The sequence below is a fragment of the Photobacterium sp. 53610 genome (assembly GCF_036409375.1).
Classification (GTDB): domain Bacteria; phylum Pseudomonadota; class Gammaproteobacteria; order Enterobacterales; family Vibrionaceae; genus Photobacterium.
In genome coordinates this window covers 67,898-84,420 of sequence record NZ_JAXOFS010000001.1, presented here as the reverse complement: position 1 = coordinate 84,420, position 16,523 = coordinate 67,898, and the positions used below count along the sequence as shown (strand labels likewise).

15 protein-coding genes are annotated in these 16,523 nt (G+C 49.0%); 9 read left to right on the top strand and 6 right to left on the bottom strand.

Going from position 1 to position 16,523, the window contains the following annotated elements; translation table 11 throughout:
• Nucleotides 1–454 precede the first annotated feature (454 nt).
• From SPK40_RS00465 to SPK40_RS00455, 3 genes are all read left to right on the top strand, one after another.
• The gene (locus tag SPK40_RS00465; protein ID WP_248141066.1) at nucleotides 455–2,389 is read left to right on the top strand and encodes a PrkA family serine protein kinase; all 1,935 of its coding nucleotides are present in this window, start codon (nucleotides 455–457) and stop codon (nucleotides 2,387–2,389) included.
• Between the two features lie 30 nt (nucleotides 2,390–2,419).
• Nucleotides 2,420–3,691 (top strand): YeaH/YhbH family protein, encoded by a 1,272-nt coding sequence (locus tag SPK40_RS00460; protein ID WP_330959081.1) that lies wholly within the window; start codon nucleotides 2,420–2,422, stop codon nucleotides 3,689–3,691.
• 89 nt (nucleotides 3,692–3,780) lie between these two features.
• A complete protein-coding gene (locus SPK40_RS00455) occupies nucleotides 3,781–5,313 on the top strand; it encodes a SpoVR family protein (RefSeq protein WP_330959080.1) in 1,533 nt (510 codons plus the stop codon).
• Nucleotides 5,314–5,428: 115 nt separating this feature from the next.
• On the opposite strand, the gene fadR is transcribed toward SPK40_RS00455, so the two are convergent.
• Entirely contained in the window at nucleotides 5,429–6,280 is an 852-nt protein-coding gene (fadR, locus tag SPK40_RS00450) for a fatty acid metabolism transcriptional regulator FadR (protein WP_248141072.1), read from the bottom strand.
• Between the two features lie 439 nt (nucleotides 6,281–6,719).
• Between fadR and nhaB the strand changes: the two genes are divergently transcribed.
• Both nhaB and dsbB read left to right on the top strand, forming a co-directional pair.
• A complete protein-coding gene (gene nhaB / locus SPK40_RS00445) occupies nucleotides 6,720–8,309 on the top strand; it encodes a Na(+)/H(+) antiporter NhaB (protein WP_330959079.1) in 1,590 nt (529 codons plus the stop codon).
• Between the two features lie 130 nt (nucleotides 8,310–8,439).
• Entirely contained in the window at nucleotides 8,440–8,943 is a 504-nt protein-coding gene (gene dsbB, locus SPK40_RS00440; protein ID WP_248141700.1) for a disulfide bond formation protein DsbB, read from the top strand.
• 68 nt (nucleotides 8,944–9,011) lie between these two features.
• Here the strand turns inward: dsbB and SPK40_RS00435 are convergent, their stop codons facing one another.
• Nucleotides 9,012–9,668: a YecA family protein gene (locus SPK40_RS00435; RefSeq protein ID WP_248141075.1), complete on the bottom strand. Its 657-nt coding sequence runs from the start codon at nucleotides 9,666–9,668 to the stop codon at nucleotides 9,012–9,014.
• Nucleotides 9,669–9,803: 135 nt separating this feature from the next.
• Here SPK40_RS00435 and SPK40_RS00430 point away from each other — a divergent pair, with 135 nt between their 5' ends.
• The 4 genes from SPK40_RS00430 to SPK40_RS00415 all read left to right on the top strand — a co-directional run bounded on the left by SPK40_RS00430 (nucleotide 9,804) and on the right by SPK40_RS00415 (nucleotide 13,764).
• Entirely contained in the window at nucleotides 9,804–10,505 is a 702-nt protein-coding gene (locus SPK40_RS00430; protein WP_330959078.1) for an NAD(P)H-binding protein, read from the top strand.
• Nucleotides 10,506–10,590: 85 nt separating this feature from the next.
• A complete protein-coding gene (gene dusC, locus SPK40_RS00425; protein WP_330959077.1) occupies nucleotides 10,591–11,541 on the top strand; it encodes a tRNA dihydrouridine(16) synthase DusC in 951 nt (316 codons plus the stop codon).
• A 75-nt stretch (nucleotides 11,542–11,616) separates the two neighbouring features.
• Nucleotides 11,617–12,087, top strand: coding sequence for an arsenate reductase/protein-tyrosine-phosphatase family protein (locus tag SPK40_RS00420; protein ID WP_330959076.1), 471 nt, complete (start codon nucleotides 11,617–11,619; stop codon nucleotides 12,085–12,087).
• 576 nt (nucleotides 12,088–12,663) lie between these two features.
• Nucleotides 12,664–13,764 carry a DUF4062 domain-containing protein gene (locus SPK40_RS00415; RefSeq protein ID WP_330959075.1) on the top strand — a complete coding sequence of 367 codons (1,101 nt, stop codon included), beginning with the start codon at nucleotides 12,664–12,666 and terminating at the stop codon, nucleotides 13,762–13,764.
• A 576-nt stretch (nucleotides 13,765–14,340) separates the two neighbouring features.
• On the opposite strand, the gene SPK40_RS00410 is transcribed toward SPK40_RS00415, so the two are convergent.
• From SPK40_RS00410 to SPK40_RS00395, 4 genes are read right to left on the bottom strand one after another with little or no spacing between them, the layout of a single operon-like run.
• Nucleotides 14,341–14,538 carry a hypothetical protein gene (locus tag SPK40_RS00410; RefSeq protein ID WP_330959074.1) on the bottom strand — a complete coding sequence of 66 codons (198 nt, stop codon included), beginning with the start codon at nucleotides 14,536–14,538 and terminating at the stop codon, nucleotides 14,341–14,343.
• A 2-nt stretch (nucleotides 14,539–14,540) separates the two neighbouring features.
• Nucleotides 14,541–15,305 (bottom strand): hypothetical protein, encoded by a 765-nt coding sequence (locus SPK40_RS00405; protein WP_330959073.1) that lies wholly within the window; start codon nucleotides 15,303–15,305, stop codon nucleotides 14,541–14,543.
• Complete coding sequence (locus SPK40_RS00400; RefSeq protein ID WP_330959072.1) at nucleotides 15,296–15,982, bottom strand: hypothetical protein; 687 nt, start codon at nucleotides 15,980–15,982, stop codon at nucleotides 15,296–15,298. The genes SPK40_RS00405 and SPK40_RS00400 overlap by 10 nt, the downstream gene beginning before the upstream one ends.
• Nucleotides 15,979–16,518, bottom strand: a complete 540-nt coding sequence (locus SPK40_RS00395) for a baseplate complex protein (RefSeq protein WP_330959071.1) — start codon at nucleotides 16,516–16,518, stop codon at nucleotides 15,979–15,981. Before SPK40_RS00395 ends, SPK40_RS00400 begins: the two co-directional genes overlap by 4 nt.
• Between the last annotated feature and the right edge of the window lie 5 nt (nucleotides 16,519–16,523).

The following is a 16,523-nucleotide window of genomic DNA, read 5'->3' as shown; positions in this document are numbered from 1 at the left end:
ATCTGTTCTCTCTTGTCATACACCCCACTCTGCAGGCACACATCCAAACAAACTTTAGAACTAAAAAACCATCTTCCACTGAGATCTCTTGAGTGCTCCCCACTTTACGCCACAGCGACATAGCGAAACCAGATTTAGTGCCGCCGAAGAACCGTTCCTCGCTGTAACACTCTTTTTGATAACTAAATCACCTCTGAACCGATTTCACACTTACTGAGCTGATGCATTTTTGAACAAGATAGCTTGCAGTTCCCGAGGGATAGGAGGATAGTAACTTTAACAGCTGGTTGTTTTTTCGCCTGTCTGTGAATTCCGAATCCGCGAAATTTATAGCAAAACCAATCACTCACTGAAGCAAATTAATTAGTTAGGTCTAGTCTTAGTTAAGAGGGATGTGAAAGATAGTTGATTTCGTCCTTTCTAAATGATTGAAGAACGATTCAGGGGGCATACCATGAGTATTTTTGACCACTATCGTCATCGCTATGAAGAAGCCAAGGATGAAGAGCTTTCATTGCAAGAATTCCTTGAGATTTGTCGTAACGATCGCAGTGCTTACGTGAACGCCGCAGAGCGTCTTCTGATGGCAATTGGTGAACCGGAAATGGTCGATACGGCCAAAGATCCACGGCTGAGCCGTATCTTTTCTAACCGGGTCATCTCGCGCTACAAAACGTTCGAAGACTTCTACGGTATGGAAGACTCAATAGAACAAATCGTCTCTTACCTGAAACATGCTGCTCAGGGGCTGGAAGAGCGCAAACAGATTCTGTATCTACTGGGCCCGGTCGGTGGTGGTAAATCTTCACTGGCTGAAAAACTGAAAAGCCTGATGCAGAAAGTACCTATATATGTACTGACTGCCAACGGCGAACACAGCCCGGTAAATGATCATCCGTTCTGCCTGTTTGATCCGCAGGAAGACGGAGACATCCTGAACAAAGAATACGGTATCCCGCAACGGTACCTGAACACAATCATGTCACCCTGGGCAGCCAAACGGCTGAAAGAGTTCGGTGGTGATATCACTAAATTCAAAGTTGTCAAAGTTCGTCCGTCGATTCTGCATCAGGTAGGTATTGCCAAAACAGAACCAGGGGATGAAAACAATCAGGATATTTCTTCTCTGGTCGGTAAAGTGGATATCCGTCAGCTGGAGCATTTCGCCCAGGATGACCCGGATGCCTACAGCTACTCAGGTGCACTGTGTAAAGCGAATCAGGGCATGATGGAATTCGTTGAGATGTTCAAAGCACCGCTGAAAGTGCTGCACCCGCTGCTGACTGCAACTCAGGAAGGGAACTATAACGGTACCGAAGGCCTGTCTGCCCTGCCTTTTGACGGTATTATTCTGGCTCACTCCAACGAATCAGAATGGCAGACCTTCCGAAATAACAAAAACAACGAGGCGTTTCTGGACCGTGTGTTCATCGTGAAAGTGCCTTATTGTCTGCGTGTGTCGGAAGAAATTAAGATCTACGAAAAACTGCTCACAAACAGTGAACTGGCCAACTCACCCTGTTCACCAAGCACTCTGGATATTCTGGCCCGCTTCTCTGTGCTGTCGCGCCTGAAAGAGCCGGAAAACTCCAGTACGTACTCGAAAATGCGCGTGTATGACGGTGAGACCCTGAAAGATACTGACCCGAAAGCCAAATCTTACCAGGAGTATCGTGATTACGCTGGTGTGGATGAAGGCATGTCAGGTCTGTCGACCCGTTTTGCTTTCAAAATCCTGTCGCGGGTATTCAACTTTGATCACTCCGAAGTGGCTGCGAACCCGGTTCACCTCTTCTATGTGCTTGAACAGCAGATTGAACGAGAGCAGTTCCCGCAAGAACTATCGGAAAAATACCTGGAACACCTGAAAGGCTATCTGATCCCTAAATATGTCGAGTTTATCGGCAAAGAGATTCAGACCGCTTATCTGGAGTCTTATTCTGAGTACGGCCAGAACATCTTTGACCGTTATGTCAGCTATGCCGATTTCTGGATTCAGGATCAGGAATACCGAGATCCGGAAACCGGTCAGCTGTTTGACCGCGCTGCACTGAATAACGAACTTGAGAAAATCGAGAAGCCTGCCGGTATCAGTAACCCGAAAGACTTCCGGAACGAGATCGTCAACTTTGTGTTGCGTGCCCGGGCGAGCAATGCTGGTAAAAACCCGAACTGGACCAGTTACGAGAAACTGCGCACCGTCATCGAGAAGAAAATGTTCTCGAATACGGAAGAACTGCTGCCTGTTATCTCGTTCAATGCCAAAACATCCACAGAAGAGCAGAAGAAACACGACGACTTCGTCGCTCGCATGATGGAAAAAGGCTATACCCGCAAACAAGTACGCTTGCTGTCCGAATGGTACCTGCGCGTACGTAAGTCATCGTAAAAGATGGATGATGATTAAGGGGGAGAGCTTATGGCGCATTTTATCGACCGCAGGCTCAACGGGAAAAACAAGAGCACAGTAAACCGGCAGCGTTTTTTACGTCGCCACAAACAGCAGATCAAAGACTCAATTGCTGACGCGGTAAATAAACGCTCCATCACTGACGTGGAAAGCGGAGAAAGTATCAGTATCCCTTCCCGCGACATCCGTGAACCCGCGTTCCATCAGGGACGCGGCGGGCAACGGGAAATTGTTCACCCTGGTAATGATCAGTTCAGCCCTGGTGACCGCATTGAGCGGCCCCAGGGAGGAGCGGGTTCAGGGGGTGCCGGTGATGGTCAGGCCAGCCCCGACGGTGAAGGCCAGGACGATTTTGTGTTTCAGATTTCGAAAGATGAATATCTGGATCTGTTGTTTGAAGATCTGGAACTGCCGAATCTGAAAAAGAATCAGTTCAACAAAATTGTTGAGTGGAAAACCTTCCGCTCCGGCTTTAAATCGACCGGGGTTCCGGCAAATATTGCCATCGTGAAGTCTCTGCAAAACTCGCTGGCGCGACGCACCGCAATGACAGCGGCGAAACGTCGTCAGCTTCGTGAGCTGGAGCAGGAACTGGAACGACTGCAAAGTACAGAACCGGCACAACCTTTTGATGAACAACGGGTGAAGGAGGAGATTCAGACGCTGCGGGATCGCATCAGCCGTGTGCCTTTTATTGATACCTTTGACCTGAGATATAAAAACTATGAACGTCGTCCAATGCCCAGCAGTCAGGCAGTCATGTTCTGTCTGATGGATGTCTCGGGTTCAATGGATCAGGCCACAAAAGACATGGCAAAGCGGTTTTATATCCTGCTTTACCTGTTCCTGACCCGAACCTACAAAAATGTGGAAGTCGTTTTTATCCGGCACCATACGCAGGCAAAAGAAGTCGATGAACACGAGTTCTTTTATTCACAGGAAACCGGGGGCACCATTGTATCCAGTGCGCTGCGGCTGATGGATGAAATTGTGAAGAAACGTTACTCGCCTTCAGAGTGGAACATCTATGCCGCACAGGCATCTGACGGTGATAACTGGGCGGATGACTCTCCGGGATGTCGTGAGTTGCTCGACAAGCATATTCTGCCTGTCACACGCTATTACTCCTACATTGAGATCACCCGTCGCGCGCATCAGACTTTATGGCGTGAATATGAATCTCTGCTGGGCAACCACGAAAACTTTGCCATGCAGAACATTCGCAGCGTGGAAGATATCTTCCCGGTATTCAGAGAACTGTTTAAGAAACAAGTCCATTAAACTGACCGGGCGACATCAAACCTCGCCCGGCAGTATGCAGCACGGAAAGGACTGCGCTCATTGGCCAAAGTGCATCAGGGGAGTGGGTTATGGTAACAGACACCAAGCGAAAGACACTCAGTGATGGTCCGGACTGGACATTTGATCTGCTTGACGAGTACCACACAGAGATCAAGCGGGTGGCCAGCCATTATCGGTTAGATACCTACCCAAACCAGATTGAGATCATTACAGCCGAACAGATGATGGATGCATATTCCAGTATTGGGATGCCCATTAATTACCATCACTGGTCATTCGGTAAACGTTTCATTGAAACTGAACGCGGCTACAAACATGGTCAGATGGGTCTGGCGTACGAGATTGTGATCAACTCTGATCCCTGTATCGCCTATCTGATGGAAGAAAATACCATTACCATGCAGGCGTTGGTGATGGCCCATGCCAGCTATGGCCATAATTCCTTTTTTAAGGGCAACTACCTGTTCAAAACCTGGACTGACGCCAGTTCAATCATTGATTACCTGCTCTTTGCCCGTAAATACATTACGGATTGTGAAGAGAAGTATGGCGATGTAGAAGTAGAAAAACTGCTCGACTCTTGCCATGCGCTCATGAATTACGGTGTCGATCGGTATAAGCGTCCTCAGAAAATTTCACTGGTTGAAGAAAAGGCCCGGCAAAAAGCCCGGGAAGATTACCTGCAAACCCAGGTCAATGCTTTGTGGCGAACCATTCCAACGCATGAAGAAAAAGACACTGGATTTGAAGAGGCTCGTTTCCCGGCCGAACCACAGGAAAACATCCTGTATTTCATCGAGAAACATGCGCCGCTTCTAGAGCCGTGGCAACGTGAAATTGTTCGGATTGTGCGTAAAATCAGTCAGTATTTCTATCCGCAGAAACAAACCCAGGTGATGAATGAAGGCTGGGCGACTTTCTGGCATTACACAATTCTGAATCATCTTTACGATGAAGGCTTGGTCACAGACCGCTTCATCATTGAATTTTTGCACAGCCATACCAACGTGGTCGCGCAGCCAACTTATAACAGCCCCTACTACAGTGGCATCAATCCTTATGCGTTAGGATTTGCCATGTTCCAGGATATTCGTCGGATCTGTGAAAATCCAACGGAAGAAGACAAATACTGGTTCCCCGATTTTGCGGGTAAAAACTGGCTGGATACCGTGCATTTCGCGATGGAAAACTTCAAGGATGAAAGCTTCATCAGCCAGTTCCTGTCCCCAAAACTCATCCGGGACTTCAAGTTCTTTGCTGTAGAAGATGATGACAGAAATAACTATGTGGAAGTGAATGCAATCCATAATGAAGAAGGCTACCGGGCCATTCGTGAGAAATTGTCTTCACAGTACAATCTGAGTAACAACGAACCCAACATCCAGGTGTGGAATGTGGCACTGCGCGGAGACCGTTCACTGACGCTGCGTTATGTGCCTCATAACCGTATTCCACTTGCTGACAGCTATAGTGAAGTACTGAAACACATGCACCGGTTGTGGGGTTTTGATGTCATTTTGGAAGAAGAGCTGAGTGACGGAAGAAGTCACATTCTGGCAACCTGCCCAAGCCGGGGCAGCAGTTATTCGACTGAACTTTAACGGCGGAATCATCTGCGTAAAAAAAGAGAGGCAAATTGCCTCTCTTTTCATATCTCTATTTTTCACATTTAACTGAGCTCTGTCAGTTTTCTGTAAATTCTTCGCTGCACAGTTATTACTGCTCTTCTTCGTGCAGAAAACGAGCAATTTCGACGCGGTTGCTGTACCAAATGGCACCACTGTCGCGACCATATTTACGGATACGATCAGCCACCAGCTCAGGCTGATGGTTATCACAGATAGACTTCAGATCACGATAGTAACTCAGCGCCAGCTCGCAGGCTTCACGGCTCATAAAATAGTAACCACCCACGCGGGTATAAATTTTACGTAAGCCGTTAATGGTCAGCACATACAGAATGTTTCCTGAATGGGTCGCCATTCCCTGGAACATGCGGTAGTCAAAATAGTTGAACGCACGTGCACGACAAATCTGCTCGCACAGTTCCGGCTGTTCTTTACCATACTTATCAACGATTTTCCTGACTTCGCTCAGCAACTCAGGTTTTGCATCACAGTCTTCCACAAAAGCCTCGAAGCTGTCTGCTGCCATGAGTTTTTCACAGGAATGAATCACATAATCCAGAAGCTGACTGACTTTTTCGCTGTTCGATTTCACAGCATAACGCATATAAACGGTGCTGATATCGGTGCGAGCGGCCAAAAGATCTTCAAGAACACGCTGAACGTCCTGTCCATCAAGTGTAATCAGAGTGTCCAGAATACTCAGTCCGGACGTATCCATATAATTGTTCACACGGGTTGGTTTGCCATGCTGTATCGTTAACCACCCGTCTCGAGCCAAGCGCTGCAGCACTTCGCGTAAAGTTGTTCGCGTAACACCAATCAGTTCTGATAATTCACGCTCAGCAGGCAAAATTGACCCCTGCGGAAAATGATTGTTCCAGATGCTCTCAATGATGTATTTCTCAGCAAATGTTGCTGGGCTATCCGCCTTTATAACCATCAGTTAGTTTTCCAAACTTGCTTCTTGCTATCTTTTATGAACTCATCATACCACTAGTTTTGGCCGAGTAGAAACGTTGCCACCGGGAGTTTTGAAGTAGGTTAACAAAGGCGCAAAATCCTGCTTTCAGACACTCGCCCCAACTTATTGTTCTGACGAATATATTTCTAAATATTTCTGCTACAATCTGCCTTTGGTAGTTTATTGCCTATGAAACTGCCATAAATTTATGTTACGAAACATTAACGCTTTAACAATCGATTCATACAATCAGTTAAAATTACGGCCAATAACACAAGGGCAGCCTACCAAATAAGCATGCCCGACATGGAAGCGGCCTGCTATCAAACTCTGCCATGGTCAGCCAAGCAACACATGTTGCTCTGGCGGAACACTGTTTTTGTTTGGTTGCATCAATAAATAACACGAGATTAACAACATGGCTATCACGCTAGGGAACGCGCTTATTAAAAACTTTCTGGGTAAAGCGCCCAACTGGTATAAACTCACTATCATTGCCTTCCTGGTGATCAATCCTATCGTCTTTTTCCTGATTGACCCATTTGTCGCTGGCTGGTTACTGGTGGTTGAGTTCATCTTCACACTGGCAATGGCACTGAAATGCTATCCCTTGCAGCCCGGTGGTCTACTGGCCATTGAGGCAGTCGCAATTGGGATGACAACGCCAGAACTGGTCAAACACGAGTTGGTTGCCAACATTGAAGTATTACTGCTCCTGATTTTCATGGTGGCCGGTATTTACTTCATGAAGCAACTGCTGCTGTTCATCTTCACAAAGATATTGATCGGCATCCGATCCAAAATTCTGCTCTCACTGGCTTTCTGCATCATGGCCGCCTTTCTGTCAGCCTTCCTGGATGCGCTGACGGTAATTGCAGTCGTGATTAGTGTCACCACTGGTTTCTACAGCATCTATCACAAAGTTGCTTCCGGTCAGGAGCCACACGCAGCGCATGACCACACTTCCGATCACAACATCCACGAATTAAGCCGTGATGATCTGGAAAACTACCGTGCGTTCCTGCGCAGCCTGCTGATGCATGCCGGTGTCGGTACTGCACTGGGTGGTGTGATGACTATGGTCGGTGAGCCGCAAAACCTGATTATTGCCAATCAGGCTGGCTGGCAATTCGGTGACTTCTTCCTGCGAATGGCACCTGTGACGATCCCTGTGTTCATCTGCGGTATGCTGACCTGTGTGCTGGTCGAGAAATTTGGCCTGTGTGGTTACGGCGCCAAACTGCCGGAAAACGTTCGTAAAATTCTGATCGATTTCAATAATGAAGAGCGGAAAAACCGAACCAATCTGGATGTAGCAAAACTCTGGGTACAGGTCATCATTGCTGTCTGGCTGATTGTAGCTCTTGCAATGCACCTGGCGGCTGTGGGACTGATTGGTCTGACCGTCATTATTCTGGCAACTGCATTCACCGGTATCATTGAAGAACATTCACTGGGGAAAGCATTTGAAGAAGCGCTTCCGTTCACAGCATTACTGGCAGTGTTCTTCTCTGTTGTCGCCGTGATCATCGAACAGAAATTGTTCAGTCCGATCATTACCGCCGTACTGGAAATGGACGGAAACGCGCAGATGGGCATGTTCTACATTGCCAATGGCTTGCTGTCGATGGTATCGGATAACGTCTTCGTCGGAACGGTTTACATCAACGAAGTGAAGTCCGCCTTAATGTCCGGCATGATCGACCGCGATCGTTTCGATATGCTGGCGGTTGCGATTAATACCGGGACAAACCTGCCATCGGTTGCCACACCAAACGGTCAGGCGGCCTTCCTATTCGCACTGACTTCGGCGCTGGCACCGCTCATCCGCCTGTCTTATGGCCGGATGGTTTATATGGCTTTGCCGTATACACTGGTCCTGTCGCTGATTGGTCTGGCGGGTATTGAACTGACACTGGTTCCGGCCACTGAATGGATGTATCAGCAAGGCTGGCTTACCGCAGCCAGTGGTGTGATTCAACAATTGGCACCTGTTGCTGGACACTAAAGGGAATTTCTGTTTCTCTACGTTGTCATAGCTGAAGCAACACGCTGAGATGTAAGGGGTTGTAGTGCTTTCGCAAATGCGAAGTATTGACAGCCCCTTTGTTTGATTTGACCGAGAGAATTTCATGCAGATGTTAAAAACCTTCAGCCAACATCGCCTGTCGTGGCTATTGTTGCTGCTTTTTGTCGTCTTCTTTGAAGGCTGCGCACTGTTCTTCCAGCACGTTATGAATCTGGCCCCCTGCGTCATGTGTATCTACGAACGCATTGCCATGTTTGGCATCGGTATCGCGGCGCTCATCGGACTGATCGCGCCAGAAAAACCGGTATTTCGCTGGGCTGGACTTGCCATGTGGGGCTTCAGTGCCTGGCGCGGGTTATCGCTGGCACAGGAACATGTTGGCTATCAGTTCAATCCCTCACCTTTCGCCACCTGTGATCTCTTTGTCAAGCTTCCTGACTGGGCTCCCCTCAACCAGTGGGCTCCATGGCTGTTTGAGGCCTATGGCGATTGCAGCAAAGTAGTCTGGCAATTCTTGGGACAGTCGATGCCGCAGTGGCTGGTCATCATTTTTGCTGCCAATCTGGTTGCCTGGGCCGTGATTGTGATTTCACAATTCGTGAAAAGTAAATAAGCCCGTCAGACCTGTCTCCTCACTGACTTCAGAAAAACAAAGGAGGCATTCAGCCTCCTTGTTCAAGTTCACGAGTTTTTCCCGCAACATTGCTTAAATTTTTTCCCGCTGCCACAAGGACAGGGATCATTTCGGCCGACCCCTTTGTATGGATTCACAGACTGAGCTGCGCTACCGCCCTGCTGTAATTCATCCGCAGCCATCACCACTTCAGTGATCATCAGCGGCAAGCTTGCATACAGCGTCTGGGGCTCCGGCATACTGTCCACTCCTGCATCTGCCATTTGTGCCAGCGTATCGGCCTCATCCATCATCAGCATGCAGGTCGTCAGTAAAGCTGACAGCATTCTTGCCGTACCGTCAGAGAGAGGTTTATCTGCCCAATTGTCTTCAACATATGGCCAGACAGACAAAAATCCTTCCGCAAAATGCCCCATGGCTTCCGACACACCGTCAGCTTCCTGCCACTGAAGAGCTTCAGGCAACACATACTCACCGGCTTTGATCATCAGATATTGATTTTCAAAATGCGCCAGAATTGCGGCTCTGTCCGGCTGACTGATCTCAGCAGATTCCTCTTCCGGTAAACCGCCGTGAATCAGAACCGGCAGCCAGGAATCCGGCTCCATTGCCGCAGGATTTGCATTCGCAGCTAACAGTGCGCCTTCAATAAAGGCTGGCGGCATACCGTCCCAGTCTCTGGAAAGGGTGATCAATGTGGTCATGGTCTTTTCCTGTCTTGTATTTATCGCGGCGAGTATAACGCATCCCAAAAATGCCGCAAATATGACGATTTATTGTTGAATTTTCAGCCAAAGCAACGTCAAAATGGACTCAATAACCAACCATGAGATAACCACATGCAACGACAGATCAGCGCAATCATCGCCGGGGCAACCGGACTGGTCGGCAACGAACTGCTGCATATCCTGCTCGGCAGCGATACCTTCGAAAGCGTCTACGCCTTAACACGGTCCGCTTTGCCTTATCGCAGCAAGCATCTGGTACAGATTGTTCATCCGGAGCTCAGAATTACTGAGTGGGAAGAAACCGATCCTGTTCCGGAACTGGGTTTTATCTGCCTGGGCACAACAAAGAAAAATGCCGGAGGAAAAGCCGGGCTGAAAGCGGTCGATGTGGAACTGGTCAAGTCAGTCGCACGCAGCATGCATCAATTGGGCGTGAAGCACTTGGTTGTCATCTCCAGTCTTGGTGCCAGCCTGTACTCCCCTTCATTTTATCTACGCTGTAAAGCTGAGATGGAACAAGCACTCAGTGATATGGGTTTCGCACACTGTATCTTTGTCCGACCCGGACCACTTACTGGCGAACGAGAACACCCCCGTCAGGATGAAATTCTGACCCAGAAAATACTGGAACTCTTTCAGCCCGTGCTCATCGGCCCGCTTTCACATCTCCGCCCCATCCCCGCGGAAGACGTGGCACGTGCTATGTTCAATGCCGGCCTGCAGTCACTGGATACAACGACTGCTGCTACACAAATCATCAAAAGCAACGAGCTCAGACATCCGCCGTTTCACGGAGAACAGCCCCAAGCCTGAGACATCCCGGACATCGCAGGTGACAATCGCCCTGTTCCGCACTACAATCTCGCCTCCCTGAATTGACCTGCTGTGCCCTGAAGCGATGAGACTGATACTTGGCCCGATGGAAGGTGTCCTTGACCACCTGATGCGGGAAATGCTGACCGATATCAATGACTACGATCTGTGTGTCACCGAATTTATTCGGGTGATCGACCAGCGTTTACCCAAAAGCGTGTTCTATCGCCTCTGCCCGGAATTACTGCAGGGCGGGAGAACCAAATCGGGCACCCCCGTACGAGTTCAGTTACTCGGGCAGGATCCAGACTGGATGGCTGAAAACGCCCACCTTGCCGCCTCACTGGGCTCACCGGGCATTGATATTAATTTTGGCTGCCCGGCCAAATCCGTGAATAAAAGTCGCGGCGGAGCGGTTTTGCTGCAAGAGCCTGACCTCATGTACCGCATTGTAAAAGCTGTCCGGGATGCGGTGGATCCCCGGCTGCCTGTCACCGCGAAGGTGCGTCTCGGCTGGGATGATCCTGCTCATTGCTTTGACATTGTTGATGCCGTTGCGCAAGCCAAAGCGGATGAAGTGACGATCCACGCCCGCACGAAGGCTGACGGATACAAAGCTGAAGCGATTAAGTGGGACTATATCCACCAGGTGAAAGCAAAAGCTGCCATCTCAGTGGTTGCCAATGGCGAAGTCTGGAACCACGAAGACAGTAACGCTTGCATGGCCGCAACACAAGCCGATGCCCTGATGGTCTGCCGCGGAGCACTGAACCTGCCGAACCTTGGCAATGTGGTGAAATACAACCAGTCACACATGCCATGGCACGAAGTGGTATCTCTGCTGTTGAAGTATTCAGAATACGAAATCAAAGGCGACAAAGGCTTGTATTACCCGAACCGGGTCAAACAATGGTTCGCCTATCTGCGTCACGAATATCCGCAGGCCAAAGAATTGTTTGCCGACGTACGCCGCCATAACAAAGCAGCACCAATCGTTGAGATCTTGCGCTCAGCACAGCTTGCGCTGTCGGAGTAATCAAACTGACACAAAAAGTTCACCGGGAAGACTTAGGCTGTTTAAACCAACCTTGTGAAAGAAACCGGTGAAACCATGAAAGTGCTGTTTCTCTGTCGCCATAATGCATGCCGAAGCATCCTTGCCGAAGCGGTCGCCAAACGCTTTTTGCCCTCAGGTTTTGAAGTAGCCAGCGCCGGCAGTGATCCCAGCGGGGAGTTATCCCCCCAAATCAAAACTTATCTGTCTGAGATGGGGCTGAACCCAGTCGACTTCCGAAGTAAATCCTGGGAGGAATTCAGCCGTTTTCATCCGGATCTGGTGATCTCTGTCTGTGACAGCCTGCATGATGAACCTTGCCCAAACTGGCTGGCAGATGGCATTCGGATCAACTGGGACTTACCGAATCCGCTGACTTCCAGTGAAGACCCTGTGGAACAGGAAAAAGCTTGTGAAGAAACCACCAGGCTTCTGAAGCATCATATTGATACCCTGCTGATGCTGCCTCTGGAAGCCATGAGTACAGAAGAAATCAAGCGCAGACTGAGCCAGCAGGCGCTCGGTTAGCCACAGGCTCAACACGTATAAAGAAGAAAGGCGTGATTAACGGTTGGGATGATTCAAAATATGGTCTTATCAATATATCCAAATCACACCCTGTTGAATCAATAACTTAAAGGCAAGACTTCGAATGAGTGGCGACAAAGTGTCTACACTCCATCGCCTTTTTTACTTACCCCCACAAACCATGATTGTGAGTTGATTGGTCATAACGACCTCCTGTGGTGCTTAGTTAATCACCACGCAAAGGTCCTAATCTTTGGGTGGTGAACTGAACAGTGTTAGGACTACTGCTCCACAGGTCGCGGCCGCCCCGAAGGCTGCCCTGCTCACCCAAATACGGGTACATCTTGCCTGTAAACAAGCAAAACACCATACACAGGTATGCTGAAGCCACACATAAAAAACCAGCAAAATGCTGGCACTCATGTGCCTGTGGAAATCAAAACGGGGTCCTAATCCCGGCACTGGATTTTGCCAGTGCTTTTGTAGCATAGGTCGTAGCTCGTTTTGTATCAATGGGTTATATTGGCACACATAGATGAATATCGACGAACAAACTAGAATCAAAAGAGTGACAGTATGGCTATACCAAAAGTTTTTGTCAGTTCTACCTGTTATGACCTTCAGGAGGAGCGGGCTCAATTGGAGCGCTTCATAATCAATTATGGATTCAACCCGGTTCTTAGTGAGTACAGTGGTGTCTATTATGATGTTGATGCACATACCCACGACTCATGTGTCAACGAGGTCGCGCACTGTGATTTGTTTGTTTTGATCATATCAGGCCGATACGGTGGAAAATTCCAGGGCGGAAATGGTGAATCTATCACTCAAGCTGAGTACAACAAAGCCCGTGATCTCGGCTTACCGATCTTCACATTCGTTAAGGCAGACGTACATAGTGCACAGCACTACTATAAAGAAAATATTCGCGCTAATGATGAAAGTTTTGCAAAACAAATCACCTACCCTGCAATAGCAAAACAATCTGATTCAGTTTCAATTTTTAAGTTTATTGATTCAGTTCATCGTTCAAGCACTAACAACGGGATTGAGACATACCAGTCATTCTCTGACATTGAAAAACACTTAAAAAAACAATGGGCCGGGATGTTCTTCTCTTTCCTACAAAAACGCAAAGACCAGGATAAGGTAGAGAATATTTTATTTGCTGTCGACAAACTTGTCGGCACGACAACCACACTCGAGTCTCTTGTCGAGAACTTGCACAATGAAAGCGTTGGTGAGCAGAAAACTCGCATGGTCATCGAGAACTCAGAAATACGGTACGCAACTCAAAATTTCTTTGAAACTTTAAAAAATATATTAGGGGAAACACTAACATTCTTACCTTTTGATGAAAGTGATGGAGATGAGATTACTCATGAAAAACTAGCACTAACTCTCGAAGAAATGGACAGAATTGTTGAGTCACCCGTCGAAGATACATTAGATAAGTATATTAGGAACAACCCTCTATTCGATGTCATGGAATATAAGGAAAAAGGTGTAATAGGTTTTTCTTATTCAGGTTCACATTTGTTCCTCCCAGTTTCTAAAGAAGATAAATTAAAACTGAATGATTACTTCGAAAATGGGCTGAAATTAGCTAATGAGGAAATACGCCGAGAGGTGATTTTTGGCGTTTTCTCCAAGTATATCGTGACTGACAAGTCTTAATCTTAAATAGAAACCTATATCCTTTGAGGCTTGATATCGTCCGTCAGCCTCTCTGGATTAGTTTCCTCTTCATGGAAACCCGTGATCTAAATTGAAATTCAAATTTTTGCATCAAACCACCACAAAACAAATAATATCAATAATTTATAACCCACCACTTCGACCCAATGAGATCATAATATGATCATTGAGATCGTGACAAAACCCATCCAACCCCCTTTGATATCAATCACTTAACTATGCATGCATCCATGCTTTCATGTTTGAAAATTTCAGAAAATCTGAAAGAATTTCATAATTTGAAATTTTGAGAACGCTCTGTGAGCTATTCTGAGGGGCTTTGAATCTCTGAATACCCCGCATCAACTCTAGCTTCGAACGCCAAAGCCGTGGGTTGCAGGCTCCAGATTTTCGCAAAATAGAATTTCGTAAAAAACCAGATCGCAAACCGCGCAGGTGGGGAGGAGGAGTGCGGATTTCGTCACGCGCTCGCTCCATTCCGTGGCCGTTGTAACGGGCTAACTGCAGGCAACAAAAAAGCGCCCATGGTGGGCGCTTGCTGGTCGGTGAATATGTTCAGGTGACTTTATAGCTTCCTTCAGAACTGCCACCTGTAACTGACACCTGAGCATTCTCCGTGATTTCATCCACCACAGCCGCAGCGATCGCGTCAGCCATATCACCCGCAGCTGCATGCTCCCCTTCGGTGACAAAGCCCTTGGCTTTCAGGTTGTCGATGATTTTTTGTTTCAATGAATCTTTGCTAAGTGCCATGGTTACTTCCCTGCGAATACGGTGGTTGATACGTCCACATGCGGCTTGCCTGTGAACGGGCAGATGGTCGCGCCGGTGCAGACACCTTTACCGCCGTTGAGTTTGATGGTGTCGGCATCCTCGGTGATGTTCTTCGCCTGGATGATGAGGTCTTTGCTGACGGTTAGTTTGGCCTGGCCTTCGATGGTTTCGATTTTGTCTTTGAGCACGGTGATTTCCTCATTCTGCTTGATGAGGACTTTCCGCAGCTGCTCAATGACTGCAGTGTAATTGGTCGCGTTCACGTTCCTGTCAATGCAGTTCAGCGTGGCGTTTTTATCTGTGGTGCTCTCAAAGTTACCCGCCTGATCAACCAGGTGGAAAACCCCTTTTCGCTGCTGGTAACGGGACTCCCCTTCCAAAATGGCTGGCAGTCGAAACCCCAGCGGCAGAACACAGCGGATAAATGGCTTATCCGCCTGGCCGAACATCCAGCCAATTTCGACGATGCTCCCTTTCGCGGGCGGCTCCAGTCGTCCGGCCATCTCGCCCACGCCGGGCACCGGCAGCGGAACCGCCTGCAACGGCGGGCAGTCTTTCAAATTATTCCCCTGCTCATCCAGCAACTGCACATTGACTGCATAATGGGGATAAAACCGGTCGGACAGGTCGCCTTCCTTGGGAAGTTCAGGCAGGGCGACCACCTTACCCCAGCGAGGCAGGTGCGCTTTTGCGGTCAACTCCGGGAACAGGCGGTATATCATCCGCCGGATGGTATTTAAGTCCATGTCAATTTCACCTCTGTGCCCGTAAATTCCACCGCCTTGAGGCGAGTGCCATTGACCAGGGCACCGGGCTTGAGTTTAGGGATACAGGGGATTGTGGCGCTTTTGTTGGCCGTGTGACCCGTCATCAGTTCATTGGGGATTGTCACGGGTTTATCGGCCCAATAGCTGTCCTGCCAGCTGCCGACAAAAATCTGGCCATTGCCTTGCTGCTGCCAGAAGAAATCCGGCACGCTGAAGGTGGCGGCCAGCTCATTGATGACCCGATACCCATTACCGTCACTGTAAAAGCAGGGTGCTGCAGTTTTGCTGTAGGCCCGTTCAGGTACCACGAACTGCAGCCCGGTTTTCTCACTGACATGGCTGAGCAACTGCATCATCGTCGGGTGACGCATGATGACCGGCAGCGGCCGATAGAGCACCGCAGCCAGCTCCCGGCAAAAGAGATTCGACCAGCCTTTCTGAGTCGGCTGCACCCGTTCCACATAACCCAGAAACACCCGGCTGAGACTCTCCCCCCACCCCAGGTCAACGGCGACGATGCTGTTTACCTCCGGGGTGCCTTCAATGACCAGTTGCGCCCGGCCTGGTGCCGTATCGTCAAAGGTCAGCCGGTGCGAGCTGACCTTGGTTTTCTGACGGCCAATATAGACCTGTGCGGTAAAGCGTTGTGTGTTCATGCCAGTGCGTCATCCACCCGTTTCAAAACCCGCATAAATCCAGTGAGCTCAACCGTTGTTTTCGGTGGCACGTCTGCAGACGCTGTGACCTGATTTGACGGGGTTTCCACCCCCTGCACCGTTTGCTGAGAGGCTGTTTTGTCCGCCTCCCGGCTTTCGACGCGCTCAGGCACAGACATGTGTTCAACCAGCTCAAAGCTCACCGCCCACTGACGCAGGGATTCCTGCTCATCCGCCCTGATGTTGCCCTGAAACTTCACTTCACGGATTTTCAGGGCTTGTGCCGTCTGGTTGCTGATGCGATACACCTGGCGGGCGTTGTTGTTTTTGGCGCCAGCCAGTTCGAACAGCTTGCTGAGGTGTTGCTGGCGTTCAAAGGGAATGGTGCCGCTCACTGACAGCACCTTGGCTTTGTCCCCGGTTTCCGCCTGGTCCGTGGCAGCCGTCTGGCCGGACATGTCCTGTCCGGCAAGTTGCTGGCGCACACTGAGGCGCAGGGATTTGAGAAGGAGCTGAGTTCCGGACAGGGTGAGCATATATA